Origin of the sequence: Bacillus sp. FSL W8-1202 (assembly GCF_038006165.1) — a bacterium.
Lineage (GTDB): Bacteria > Bacillota > Bacilli > Bacillales > Bacillaceae > Bacillus > Bacillus subtilis.
This window is the reverse complement of record NZ_JBBOUR010000001.1, coordinates 1,947,627-1,960,528: the sequence shown is the minus strand read 5'-3', so window position 1 is coordinate 1,960,528 and position 12,902 is coordinate 1,947,627. Positions and strand designations below refer to the sequence as shown.

Annotated in this window: 10 protein-coding genes and 1 pseudogene; 5 read left to right on the top strand and 6 right to left on the bottom strand. The window is 45.5% G+C overall.

All coding sequences use genetic code 11. The features are described from left to right. Positions 1–102: 102 nt before the first annotated feature. Positions 103–1,280, top strand: a pseudogene (locus tag NSQ09_RS10115) (MFS transporter). A gap of 116 nt (positions 1,281–1,396) precedes the next feature. Next, positions 1,397–2,547, top strand: a protein-coding gene (locus NSQ09_RS10110) for an IS3 family transposase (protein ID WP_087614160.1) whose coding sequence is annotated in 2 segments (ribosomal slippage) — positions 1,397–1,670 and positions 1,670–2,547 — 1,152 coding nt in all. Because the reading frame shifts where the segments join, the coding sequence is not laid out codon by codon here. Between the two features lie 222 nt (positions 2,548–2,769). On the opposite strand, the gene NSQ09_RS10105 is transcribed toward NSQ09_RS10110, so the two are convergent. Genes NSQ09_RS10105 through yfkJ form a run of 3 tightly spaced genes read right to left on the bottom strand, consistent with a single transcriptional unit; the run spans position 2,770 to position 4,429 of the window. Then, a complete protein-coding gene (locus tag NSQ09_RS10105; RefSeq protein WP_041332851.1) occupies positions 2,770–3,597 on the bottom strand; it encodes a YihY family inner membrane protein in 828 nt (275 codons plus the stop codon). 23 nt (positions 3,598–3,620) lie between these two features. Beyond that, positions 3,621–3,941: a hypothetical protein gene (locus NSQ09_RS10100; RefSeq protein ID WP_003233665.1), complete on the bottom strand. Its 321-nt coding sequence runs from the start codon at positions 3,939–3,941 to the stop codon at positions 3,621–3,623. A gap of 17 nt (positions 3,942–3,958) precedes the next feature. Further along, positions 3,959–4,429 carry a protein-tyrosine-phosphatase gene (gene yfkJ / locus NSQ09_RS10095; protein WP_014479169.1) on the bottom strand — a complete coding sequence of 157 codons (471 nt, stop codon included), beginning with the start codon at positions 4,427–4,429 and terminating at the stop codon, positions 3,959–3,961. A 202-nt stretch (positions 4,430–4,631) separates the two neighbouring features. Here yfkJ and NSQ09_RS10090 point away from each other — a divergent pair, with 202 nt between their 5' ends. Continuing rightward, complete coding sequence (locus NSQ09_RS10090) at positions 4,632–4,847, top strand: DUF1128 domain-containing protein (RefSeq protein ID WP_010330293.1); 216 nt, start codon at positions 4,632–4,634, stop codon at positions 4,845–4,847. 109 nt (positions 4,848–4,956) lie between these two features. Further along, entirely contained in the window at positions 4,957–6,147 is a 1,191-nt protein-coding gene (locus NSQ09_RS10085; protein WP_328207021.1) for an MFS transporter, read from the top strand. Between the two features lie 38 nt (positions 6,148–6,185). Here the strand turns inward: NSQ09_RS10085 and yfkM are convergent, their stop codons facing one another. Then, positions 6,186–6,704 (bottom strand): general stress protein 18, encoded by a 519-nt coding sequence (gene yfkM / locus NSQ09_RS10080; RefSeq protein WP_257986488.1) that lies wholly within the window; start codon positions 6,702–6,704, stop codon positions 6,186–6,188. 242 nt (positions 6,705–6,946) lie between these two features. Between yfkM and NSQ09_RS10075 the strand changes: the two genes are divergently transcribed. Continuing rightward, positions 6,947–11,335: a multifunctional 2',3'-cyclic-nucleotide 2'-phosphodiesterase/3'-nucleotidase/5'-nucleotidase gene (locus NSQ09_RS10075; RefSeq protein WP_341031239.1), complete on the top strand. Its 4,389-nt coding sequence runs from the start codon at positions 6,947–6,949 to the stop codon at positions 11,333–11,335. Between the two features lie 36 nt (positions 11,336–11,371). On the opposite strand, the gene NSQ09_RS10070 is transcribed toward NSQ09_RS10075, so the two are convergent. Both NSQ09_RS10070 and treR read right to left on the bottom strand, forming a co-directional pair. Further along, a complete protein-coding gene (locus tag NSQ09_RS10070) occupies positions 11,372–12,037 on the bottom strand; it encodes an NAD(P)H-dependent oxidoreductase (RefSeq protein ID WP_041055571.1) in 666 nt (221 codons plus the stop codon). 139 nt (positions 12,038–12,176) lie between these two features. Further along, the gene (treR, locus tag NSQ09_RS10065; RefSeq protein WP_003233679.1) at positions 12,177–12,893 is read right to left on the bottom strand and encodes a trehalose operon repressor; all 717 of its coding nucleotides are present in this window, start codon (positions 12,891–12,893) and stop codon (positions 12,177–12,179) included. Positions 12,894–12,902: the final 9 nt, after the last annotated feature.

Genomic DNA, 12,902 nt, shown 5'->3' with positions numbered 1-12,902 from the left:
ACGAGGGCAAATGTATAGCGTGATATAGGCTTTTTTCAGGTTGCCTGCTTTTGGAAAACATTGTACGATCAACATAGATTCCACATAAGGAGAACTGACACGATGTCACGATTTCATTTCTTTATCCTTGTCTTGCTCGTTTCCATTTCTGGGTTTTCACAAGGCATGCTGCTGCCTGTCATTTCAATCATTTTTGAAACAAATGGAGAATCCGCTGCTATCAACGGCCTGCACGCGACCGGGCTTTATATCGGTGTGCTTTTGGCTTCGCCGTTTATGGAAGCGCCGCTCAGAAAGCTCGGATTCAAGCCGTTGATCGTCATGGGCGGAAGCATTGTCATTTTAAGCTTATTCGGATTTATTTGGCTTCAGTCAGTTTGGGTCTGGTTCCTGCTTCGCCTGTTCATTGGAATCGGCGACCACATGCTTCACTTTTCTACGCGCAAACGTGGGTGACCTCCATGTCATCAAAACAAAATCGCGGAAGAAACCTGTCTATTTATGGGCTTTCCTTTGGCCTTGGCTTTGCCGCAGGCCCGTTCATGGTGCCGCTTGTCAAACTGAGTCCGTCGCTTCCTTTTATCGTATCCGGCTGCATCAGTCTGTTTGCGTGGCTTTTTGTTTTCTTTCTACAAAATGCATACCCGGAAACCAGTCCTCATGAAACCAAATCAGACAATAGTTTCAGGCGATTTTATCAGGCCATGCTGTTTGGGTGGGTTGCCTTTATGCCTACATTTGGCTATGGCTTTCTGGAAACGGCGCTGAACGGAAGCTTTCCGGTGTACGCGCTCCGTTTGGGGATATCAGTAGACGCAGTAGCGATCATCCTTCCAGCATTTGCGATTGGAAGCATTATCTTTCAGTTTCCGCTCGGCATCCTCAGCGATAGATACGGCAGGCGGAATGTGCTGCTGGTGATTTTACTGACTGGGGCTCTTTGCTTTTTTATCGCCGGTGTATTTCCTTCGCCCTACGTGATCAGCGGCTGCTTTTTTATTGCAGGAATGGCAGTAGGATCAACCTTTACACTTGGCATCAGCTATATGACAGATCTTCTCCCGCCCCACCTCCTGCCGGCGGGGAACCTGCTTTGCGGCATTACATTCAGTCTCGGCAGCATCCTCGGTCCGGTTGCCGGCGGCTGGTATATGCAGACATTTGAAAGCGCAAACTTGTTCTACTTCATTACTCTCACGCTTAGCGCTGTGTGGCTGGCCCTTGTGCTGGGCAAACCGAAAAGCTGGTCACCGGCTGAAACCTATTCTTCATCTTCTTAATCAAAAAGCCTCCCGACATCATGGGACTGACCCCATAAGATGAGACAAATAAAAACACCTTCAAGTTTGAATACGGATGATTGTTATCCGAAATTAGACTTGGAGGTGTTTTTTCTATGGGGACAAGAGTGAGTTATCCGGTTGAAGTGAAACAGAAGGCTGTAGAAATGAGATTGGCAGGCGTACCTATGAAAGAGATCATGCAGGAGTTGAATATCAAAAATAATACGCAGATTAAGACATGGGTCAGATGGTATAAGGCTGGTGATACACATCGATTTGAACAGCCTGTTGGTAAGCAATACACTTATGGAAAAGGTCCGGAGTATTCTTCCGAATTAGAGAAACTGCAGGCAGAGAATCGATATCTGAGACAACAGAATGAAGTGTTAAAAAAGTACAACGAATTGGAAAGGAAGTTGATAGCCAAACGTCAGTCGAACTTGTAGAAGAATTGCACAGCACAATGACCGTGCAGGATATCTGTATTCATTTAGGTATCTCTCGCTCGTCTTATTATCGTTGGAAGAAGAATCTGAAGAAAGATCATCCCAAGCGCCATTTAGAAAAACAAATCGGCACGTTGTGCCGAGAGCACCAGTATCGATATGGATATCGAAAAATCACAGCTATATTAAAAAAGAGAATGTGTATTAACCATAAAACGGTTCAGCGTATTATGCAGAAAAATCAGTGGCAGTGCCGGGTTAAGGTGAAAAAGCGCAAGAAGAATGGGCAGCCATATGCCGTGGTCGACAATATATTAGATAGGAACTTTCAGTCTGATCATCCTCTTGAAAAACTAGTAACAGACATCACGTATTTGCCTTATGGACAGAAACAATTGTACCTTTCCAGTATATTGGATGTATATAATGGAGAAGTGATTGCTTTTACGATTGGAGATAAGCAGGACACAGACTTTGTCTTACACACACTTGATCAACTGCCAACACTGCCTGAGAACTGCGTGTTACATAGTGACCAAGGATCTGTGTATACATCTTACGAGTATCAGAAAGCTGTTAAAACAAAAGGCATTACCATGAGCATGTCCCGCAAAGGGACACCCGCTGATAATGCCTCCATCGAATCGTTTCATTCCTCACTAAAGTCTGAAACGTTCTATCTTAACAGCATTGATCGAACCACGACCGCCATCGTAGAACGCACTGTCATAGAATACATTCATTATTATAACAATATTCGTATTCAAACGAAACTAAACAACCAATCACCGATAAATTATCGGCAATTGGCTGTTTAAAAGGTGTTTTGATCCCTGTCTCAAAAACGGGGGTCAGTCCCATCATGTCAGGAGGCTTTTATGCTAATGGTAGCCGTTTTGTCCGTTGGCGCTTCCGCTTGTTTTATTGCTCGATTTGCTTTTCGAATTTTGTTTGTTATGGCTTCCGCCTTTTTTCGTATGCTTGGTCATCACGATATCCCCCCGACTTCTTTTTGAACCGAAGTTCGTTTATAGGGTGCGCTAATGGTAGGGATTTTCATCAGGAAGCTTTTTACGTTTATGTAAAAGAGCGTTGATCTCTCCGCCTAGGATAATTAAAATGCCGCTCAAGTAAAACCAAATCATCAGAACGATGATTCCCCCGATGCTCCCGTAAGTGGCGCTATAGTTCGCAAACGTGCTGACGTAAAACGAAAACAGTGTGCTGACAATAATCCAGCCGATGGTCGCAAAGACCGCACCCGGCATGACAAACCGGAGAGACAGCTTTTTGTTCGGCGCAATCACATACAGCGCGGAAAAAACAATCAAAAGCACAAGCGGGCTGACACCCCAGCGAATGGCGGCCCAGACGGATAAAAACAGATCCGACGCGCCGACAAAGTCAGAAGCGAGCCTTCCAATCTCCCGGCCAAATACCGGCAGAAGCAAAGCCACTAAAATCGTAAATACCATGGCAACCGTCAAAAAAATCGAGGTTAGACGAACAATGATAAAAGAGCGGTTTTCTTCCACATCATACGCGTGGTTCAGCGACCGGACGATCGCGTTCATTCCATTAGACGCAGACCATAATGCGGCGATAATCCCGAATGACAGCAAACCGCCATTTCGATTATTTAAGGTTTGATGGGTAATGGATTCAACGAGAGACATCGCACTGGCGGGAGCATATTGTTCTATGACTCCTAAAACATCATCGGTAGAAAGCGGAAGATACGCGGTGAGCGTCAGCATAAAAATCAAAAACGGAAACAGTGACAATAGAAAAAAATACGCCAGCTCCGCTGATTTGCTTTGTCCTTCATGAAGGGTGTATCTGCTGAAAAGCTCTTTCAAAAAACTCATGTCGTCTCACCTCGCATGTTTGATCATTTTTTTGAAAAATGCTCTTTCGTTTCTTGCACGAGTTCCATCACTTGCGGCGTTGTTTTCTTCAGCTCTTTCACCTGCTGGTTCACAAAGTCGACTTCCTTTGAAAGCGTTTGGGCGAGCTTTTTGGCCTCATCCACTTTTGTGATGACAGTGTTTTTTAACAGCTCCGGATTGCTTTTATACAGTGAAAGTTTATGCTTGCATGTCAGCCATCTCATGCCGCACGCCTGTCTTGTCGGCTTATGGAGCAGTGATAACGCCGCGCCTGCCGCAGCTCCTAGAAATATCCCTTTCAGCATTAAACGTTCGTTGTTCATGCAAATTCTCCTTTCACTCACAATTGTTTTTCTTTTTGAATAGACGCAAGCAGATGCTCACAGCCCGATTTGATTAATTGGCAGACTTCTTCAAAATTCCCTGTGTAGTAAGGATCGGGAACGTCGGCAAGATCTGAATCTTCAACATAGTCCAAAAGCCTTTTGATATGCGAGGTGTTTTTAAATCCCGCCATGCTTCTGAGACTTCCGATATTTTCTGCATCCATTGCAATGATATAGTCAAAATCGTCCAGATCCTGTTCGCTGACTTGACGCGCCAGCATGCCATCAAAGCTGATTCCTTCTCTGCGCAATATCTCCTGCGTTCCCTCATGCGGCGGATTGCCGATGTGCCAGCCGCCGATTCCCGCTGAGTCCGCCTTGATTTTCCCCTCTAATCCTTTTTTGGCTGCCAGGTCCCGAAAAATCGCTTCCGCCATCGGAGACCGGCAAATGTTTCCTAAACAAACAAATAACACGCTTATCATGTTGTGCAACCTCCCTATTCTTTGCCCCTATTTCTCTAAAAAGAAACCTTCATGAATATCTTAGTAGGATGTTCATTTTCTTTTCAACTGATGTCTTCACTTTTTTGGAATGAAAAGCCTGCTTTTAGAATAGGGTTTTTTTCTGATGGAATTCTGTTAGAATAAAACATACCTATATTGCGCATAGAAAGGATGGAACCATTTGTCCAGCCCAAATACAGAAACATTAACTCAAATGATTGAAGAGATTTCCCAAAAGCTGAACATGCTGAACGTCGGCGTAATCAAAGCGGAGGATTTCAGTGATGAGAAGATTGAAGACCTCACGTACCTTCACAGCATGGTGATGAAAAAAGAATCATTCAGCCCAAGTGAAATGCAGGCGATTGCTCAAGAATTAGCCTCGCTTCGTAAATAATGGAGACTGGCCGGAAACTCGGCGAGTCTTTTTTATCATTTCCCCAAACCAATTTTCCTTAGAACAGTAAACAGCAAAGTGTTCGAATAAGATTTGAAGGAGTACAAGCATGCAAACGACATCTATCAAAACAGCATCCGGAATGTATATCAACTACTTCTTTCTGGGGATGGTCAACATCATTCTCGCATCCAATATGTCTTCATTAACAAAACAGTGGAATACCGATCCGACCGGCATCAGTTATGTCATTGCCGCTATCGGGTTTGGCAAACTGCTGACATACGGCATTTCCGGAGTTCTATCAGATAAAATCGGCAGAAAGCCGCTTGTTGTCGCTTCTGCGGGAATTATGGCCGTCTTTTTAGTCGGTATTCCTTTATCACCGAGCTATCAGCTGGCGTTTGTGTTCGCCTTATTAGCCGGAGTCGCAAATTCAGCGATGGATGCCGGAACATATCCGGCCCTAACCGAGCTTTTTCCGTCTGCTTCCGGTTCGGCGAATGTCTTGGTCAAGGCCTTTATGTCTGTCGGGGCCGCACTTTTGCCGCTTTTGATCACATTTTTAGCAGACCACAGCATGTTTTACGGATTTGCTTTTTATCTGCCGGCAGCGGTCTATCTCCTGAATATTATTTATTTATCAACGCTTTCGTTTCCTAAAAAACATAAGAAACCAACTAATAGCGGCCAACAGGAATCTCCCGTTTTCTTGTCTGAACCCGTTTTTCAGAAAGAAGGCACCGCACTGATTATCATCGGTTTTACATCCACGGCTTTATTTACGGTTTCTCAAATCTGGCTCCCGAGCTACGCGCAAAAGGCAGCCGGTTTAGCTGAATCAGCATCTGTACAACTGCTGAGCTATTATAGTATAGGATCTCTGGCATCTGTTTTATTATTAGCCGTTTTGCTGAACAGATGGGTCAAACCTGTCTTCATAACGCTCTTATATCCTATTATTACTTTATGTACGCTCGCAGTCATGCTGATCGTTCATATCCCAGTTGTGCTGGACATCACTGCCTTTTTCTTAGGCTTTTCAACTGCGGGTGTGTTTCAAATTACCATTACGTTAATGACAGAGCTTTTCTGGAAGCGAAAAGGAACCGTTACCGGAATTGTAGCGACCGCTTCAAGCCTTGCATCGATTCTGCTGCCGATTGCAACAGGGCTTATCGCAAAAGCGGGGGGCATCGCCCATATTTTCATATTCGACTTCGGCATTGCGGTCATCGGAACGGCTGCAGCTGCTTTCTTGTATTACAGGTACAAGAAACTGACAGGTGCTCAAGCCTAAGCAACAAAAAACGGACGCCCCTGAGCGTCCGTTTTTTCTTATTTCTCAAGCAATGCCAATGATTCGCGGTTAAATGCCGGAATGTCGTCCGGTGTTCGGCTTGTAACCAGTTGATCCTGGCAAACAACCACTTCCTTGTCCACAACGTCGGCTCCGGCGTTTTCCATGTCAACACGAATGGACGTATAGCCTGTCGCTTTTCGGCCGTCGAGCGCTTTCGCATTGATTAAAAGCTGCGGGCCGTGGCAAATAGCGAATACCGGCTTTTTGTCAGTCATAAACGCTTTTACAAATTGGACGAAACGATCGTCAGCGCGAAGCTGGTCTGGTGAAAATCCTCCAGGAATCAAAAGCGCATCAAAGTCTGAAGGGTTTACGTCGTCAATGGACGCGTCAACTGTCACTTCCGCTTTCCCCTGCTTGCCTTTTACTGTTTTTCCTTTTTCATTTTCGATGACAGTCAGTTCATGTCCCGCTTCTTTAAAGGCTTTCGCAGGCTCAGTGTACTCGCTGTCCTCAAAATAATCTGTTAAAACAACTGCAATTTTTTTCCTCATGATTCATAACCTCCCGCTTTATATGTCTACATAAAACATTCTACCCCAGCCACACTAAAATAAACATTCCGCGATTGTGGCAAACGATAAGCATAAATACCCAGTATTTGCCGCTTGATACTGATACATAATACTCATTTTTCTCCCTTTTACAATAATCATAAAGAAACACCTACAAATAGTTACAAAATATTCTTACAATAGGAGCTGTAACACAAATTTCGTTGAAAGGTGGAGAACTGGTGAGAATACAGAAAAGACGAACACACGTCGAAAACATTCTCCGTATTCTTTTGCCCCCAATTATGATACTTAGCCTAATCCTCCCAACACCACCCATTCATGCAGAAGAAAGCGCGGCTCCTCAGGTGCATCTGAGTATTTTGGCTACGACTGATATTCATGCCAACATGATGGATTACGATTACTACAGCGACAAAGAAACGGCGGATTTCGGTCTGGCGAGAACAGCGCAATTGATCCAAAAGCACCGCGAGCAAAACCCTAACACCCTGCTTGTGGATAACGGCGACTTGATTCAAGGGAATCCGCTGGGTGAATACGCGGTGAAATATCAAAAAGACGACATTATCTCCGGCGCGAAAACCCATCCGATTATCAGCGTCATGAACGCGCTGAAATACGACGCCGGAACGCTTGGCAATCATGAATTCAACTACGGGCTCGACTTTCTCGACGGCACAATCAAAGGAGCCGATTTCCCGATTGTAAATGCCAACGTCAAAACAACTAGCGGCGAAAACCGTTACACGCCGTATGTGATAAAAGAGAAAACGGTCACTGACGAAAGCGGTAATGAGCAAAAAGTAAAAGTCGGCTATATAGGCTTTGTCCCGCCGCAAATCATGACATGGGACAAAAAGAATCTCGAGGGGCAGGTGCAGGTGCAGGATATCGTAGAATCCGCCAATGAAACGATCCCGAAAATGAAGGCGGAAGGCGCAGATGTCATTATTGCCCTCGCCCACACCGGCATTGAAAAGCAGTCACAATCAACAGGTGCAGAAAACGCCGTGTTTGACCTTGCCACCAAAACGAAAGGCATTGACGCGATTATCTCGGGCCATCAGCACGGACTCTTTCCTTCCGCCGAGTATGCGGGTGTTGCTCAGTTCGATGTGGAAAAGGGAACAATTAACGGCATTCCTGTCGTCATGCCAAGCAGCTGGGGCAAATATTTAGGCGTGATTGACCTCAAGCTTGAAAAGGCGGACGGCTCATGGAAGGTAGCAGATTCCAAAGGAAGTATTGAATCTATTGCTGGCAACGTCACATCAAGAAACGAAACCGTTACAAACACCATTCAGCAAACACATCAAAACACACTGGAGTATGTCCGAAAGGCAGTGGGCAAAACCGAAGCAGATATTAACAGCTTCTTTGCACAGGTCAAAGATGATCCTTCCATTCAGATCGTGACTGACGCACAAAAATGGTATGCCGAAAAAGAAATGAAGGATACCGAGTACAAGAACCTGCCGATTTTATCCGCTGGAGCGCCGTTTAAAGCAGGCGGCAGAAACGGAGCCAATTACTATACAAACATTCCAGCCGGAGATCTTGCGATTAAAAATGTCGGTGACTTGTATCTTTACGATAATACTGTTCAAATCGTCAAGCTGACAGGCAGCGAGGTCAAGGACTGGCTGGAGATGTCAGCAGGCCAATTCAATCAAATTGATCCAGCCAAAGGCGGCGATCAGGCCTTGCTGAACGAGAATTTCCGCTCCTATAATTTTGACGTGATTGACGGTGTCACATATCAGGTCGATGTGACAAAACCGGCTAAATACAATGAGAACGGAAAAGTGATCAATGCGGATTCATCCCGGATCATCAACCTTTCCTATGAAGGCAAGCCGATCAGCCCAAGCCAGGAATTTCTCGTGGTCACCAATAACTATCGTGCGTCAGGAGGCGGCGGTTTCCCTCACTTGACGAGCGATAAAATTGTCCACGGCTCTGCGGTTGAAAACAGGCAGGTGCTGATGGATTACATTATTGAACAAAAAACAGTCAATCCAAAGGCAGACAACAACTGGTCAATCGCGCCTGTTTCCGGCACGAATCTAACGTTTGAATCATCGCTTTTGGCGAAGCCATTTGCCGATAAAGCAGACGATGTCGCTTATGTAGGCAAGTCTGCGAATGAAGGCTATGGTGTGTATAAGCTGCAATTCGATGATGATTCAAATCCAGTTCCTCCTAAAGACGGACTGTGGGACCTGACCGTCATGCACACCAATGATACGCACGCCCATCTCGATGATGCAGCGAGACGAATGACGAAAATCAACGAAGTGCGCAGCGAAACAAACCACAACATTCTCCTTGATGCGGGAGATGTGTTTTCCGGCGATCTGTATTTTACAAAATGGAACGGTTTGGCCGATCTGAAAATAATGAACATGATGGGCTATGACGCCATGACCTTCGGGAACCATGAATTTGACAAAGGCCCGACGGTGCTTTCTGATTTTCTAAGCGGAAACAGCGCGACCGTTGATCCGGCGAACCGCTATCACTTCGAAGCGCCGGAATTTCCGATTGTCAGCGCAAACGTAGATGTGTCAAATGAGCCCAAGCTGAAATCACTTGTCAAAAAGCCGCAAACCTTTACCGCAGGTGAAAAGAAAGAGGCCGGCATCCACCCTTACATTCTGTTAGACGTTGACGGGGAGAAAGTCGCCGTATTCGGCCTGACAACGGAAGATACGGCCACCACATCAAGCCCGGGCAAAAGCATCGTATTCAATGATGCCTTTGAAACAGCACAAAACACCGTCAAAGCGATTCAGGAAGAAGAAAAAGTAAATAAAATTATCGCTTTAACCCACATCGGGCATAACCGGGATCTTGAGCTAGCCAAAAAAGTAAAAGGCATTGACTTGATCATCGGCGGTCACACTCACACCCTCGTAGACAAAATGGAGGTCGTAAACAACGAAGAACCAACGATCGTGGCGCAGGCAAAAGAATACGGCCAATTCTTGGGGCGCGTTGATGTCGCGTTTGATGAAAATGGCGTTGTGCAAACAGACAAATCAAATCTGAGCGTGCTGCCAATTGATGAGCATACAGAAGAAAACGCAGAAGCAAAACAAGAGCTTGATCAGTTCAAAAGTGAATTAGAAGACGTAAAAAATGAAAAAGTCGGCTATACGGATGTGGCGCTTGACGGCCAGCGTGAGCATGTGCGCACGAAAGAAACGAATCTCGGAAACTTCATCGCGGACGGTATGCTGGCAAAAGCGAAAGAAGCAGCCGGCGCCAGAATAGCGATAACAAATGGCGGCGGCATCAGAGCAGGCATTGACAAAGGTGATATCACACTCGGCGAGGTGCTCAACGTGATGCCGTTCGGCAATACGCTTTACGTGGCCGATTTAACCGGAAAACAAATTAAAGAAGCCCTTGAACAAGGCCTAAGCAATGTGGAAAATGGCGGCGGCGCTTTCCCTCAGGTGGCCGGAATCGAATATACCTTTACATTAAACAACGAACCTGGACACCGTGTGTTAGAAGTGAAAATTGAATCGCCTAACGGAGACAAAGTTGCTATAAATACGGATGATACCTACCGCGTGGCAACAAATAATTTTGTTGGTGCCGGAGGAGACGGATATTCTGTCTTTACAGAAGCCTCCCATGGTGAAGACCTTGGCTACGTTGATTATGAGATTTTCACCGAACAGCTGAAAAAACTAGGAAAGAAGGTCTCTCCTAAAGTTGAAGGACGGATCAAAGAAGTATTCCTGCCGACAAAGCAGAAGGACGGCAGCTGGACACTTGATGAAGACAAATTTGCGATTTACGCTAAAAATGCCAACACGCCGTTTGTCTATTACGGAACACATGAAGGATCTCAAGAGAAGCCTATCAATCTTAAAATGAAAAAAGATCAGGTCAAACTTTTGAAAGAAAGAGAATCAGATCCTTCATTGACGGTGTTCAACTACTGGTACAGCATGAAGATGCCAATGGCGAACCTTAAAACCGCAGACACTGCAATCGGAATCAAGTCCACGGGAGAATTGGATGTGTCACTGTCAGATGTATATGACTTTACAGTGAAGCAAAAAGGAAAAGAAATAAAATCATTCAAGGAGCCCGTACAGCTTTCGCTTCGCATGTTTGATATTGAAGAAGCCCATAACCCTGCCATTTATCACGTCGATAGAAAAAAGAAAGCTTTCACAAAGACAGGTCACGGATCAGTCGATGATGATATGGTGACAGGATATACAAACCACTTCAGCGAATACACGATCTTAAATTCCGGTTCGAACAACAAACCGCCGGCATTCCCGTCCGACCAACCGACAGGCGGTGATGACGGCAGTCATGGCGGAGGCTCCGACAAACCAGGCGGAAAACAGCCAACTGACGGAAACGGAGGAAATGATACGCCTCCCGGCACTCAACCGACTAACGGCTCTGGTGGAAACGGTTCGGGCGGATCAGGAACAGACGGTCCGGCTGGCGGCCTGCTTCCGGACACAGCCACATCCATGTACTCGATCCTGTTGGCCGGATTTCTGATTAGCGCACTCGGCACGGCATTGTACTTACATCAGAGGAGAAAACAGAATAGAGCGAATCAGGCATAAAAAAGAGCTGCTCGCTATGCGAGCAGCTTTCTGTATTTAAACCCACTTCACAACATCTTCAACAGCAGATCTTGTTTTCGGACGAGGGTCTCTCACTCGGTAGCCAAATGCCACCATCACAGAAATATCGAAGCTTCCGTTTTCCAGAAGGCCTTCTTCTTCAAGAATACGGTGAATGTGATCGTACTGGAAGCCTTCGATCGGGCAAGAATCAACACCGATTTGCGCAGCGGCAGTCATCATGTTGCCAAGCGCGATATAAGTTTGTTTTGATGCCCAGTCAAACAATGTTCTTTCACTTTCAAGCAAATGCAAATCGTTTTTCTGGAATTCTTCTGTTTTGCTTAAATAGCCTTCGTACACGTCATGAGGCATTTGTTTTACTTCTTTTAAATGACGTTTGATGTAGTCCGCATTATATTTGATATCCTTCGCTGTACGCGCAAGAATCAAGACGAAATGGCTTGCGGTCGGCAGCTGCTTTTGCGCGCCCCATGTGTATTCACGAAGCTTCTCGCGGAACTCCGGATTTTGGACGACGACAAATTTCCAAGGCTCAAGGCCGAGTGAGCTCGGAGACAGTCTTCCTGTTTCTAAAATAAATTCAAAATCGCTGTCTGACACTTTTTTATTCGGGTCAAATTCCTTAGTCGCATGCCTGAAATTGTATGCATCCAGAATTTGTTTCTTTAGATCTGCCATGTAAAACACCTCTCCTTTAGGTTACTCTCATCTCTATTGTAGCCATTATGATAAAAAGTAAAAGTACGCACATTTTTGTTGGATAGTATCAATTTTGATACCAAACAAAAAAGCGCGCTGCCGCAGGCAGGCGCCTCTCTCATTTCCCCCGCCGCGCAAAATCAACAAATCGGAATTTGTCGAGACGGTGTCTGCTTTCCGTATATTGAAACAAACTGGTATCCTCCAAAAAGACGTAGTTTCTCACCACGACCATATGGTCATAGCCGCGTAAATCGAGCAGCTCTCTGTCCTCGTCCGTACACGGCTCGGCGACAATTTCTTTTTGGGCGTAACTGATCGAAAGACCGAGCTCTCCTTCTATATATTCATATATGGAGTTTTCACAAATTTCTTTCGTCAGGTGAGGGACATGCTTTCTGAAAAAGTAATCCTTGTCCAAAATCACATGTTCCCCGTCAATCTTTCTAGACCTGATGACTTCCCAGATGTCGTCATCCAGATTGGCCCGGAGCTGTTTTTGGATCAGCTCTGACGGAGGCTCCAGCCCGAATTTGTGTACAGTTGTTTTCGTTTCTTTGCCAAGCGTTTGCGCGAGCTCCTTGAAGCTGACAAGGCCCGAAACGGGAAACTGCATTTTTTCACGATTGAGCACGACGGAGCCTTTTCCCCTGATTTTCTGGATATAACCGTTTTGCGCGAGCATATGAAGCGCCTTTCGGACCGTTTCTCTTGATGTACCGTACTGTGCGGTCAACTCATGTTCAGACGGAAGAATCTCCTCTGCTTTCCATCGGCCGCCTTCAATTTGCTGTGCGATGTCTTTATAAATTGTGATGAATTTATTCACCTTCATTATGGACCA

Bases quoted from the DNA above. Each gene is read 5' to 3' on its own strand.
- NSQ09_RS10105 (WP_041332851.1), bottom strand. From the start codon at position 3,597: ATGAGTTTTTTGAAAGAGCTTTTCAGCAGATACACCCTTCATGAAGGA.
- NSQ09_RS10100 (WP_003233665.1), bottom strand. From the start codon at position 3,941: ATGAACAACGAACGTTTAATGCTGAAAGGGATATTTCTAGGAGCTGCG.
- yfkJ (WP_014479169.1), bottom strand. From the start codon at position 4,429: ATGATAAGCGTGTTATTTGTTTGTTTAGGAAACATTTGCCGGTCTCCG.
- NSQ09_RS10085 (WP_328207021.1), top strand. From the start codon at position 4,957: ATGCAAACGACATCTATCAAAACAGCATCCGGAATGTATATCAACTAC.
- yfkM (WP_257986488.1), bottom strand. From the start codon at position 6,704: ATGAGGAAAAAAATTGCAGTTGTTTTAACAGATTATTTTGAGGACAGC.
- NSQ09_RS10070 (WP_041055571.1), bottom strand. From the start codon at position 12,037: ATGGCAGATCTAAAGAAACAAATTCTGGATGCATACAATTTCAGGCAT.
- treR (WP_003233679.1), bottom strand. From the start codon at position 12,893: ATGAAGGTGAATAAATTCATCACAATTTATAAAGACATCGCACAGCAA.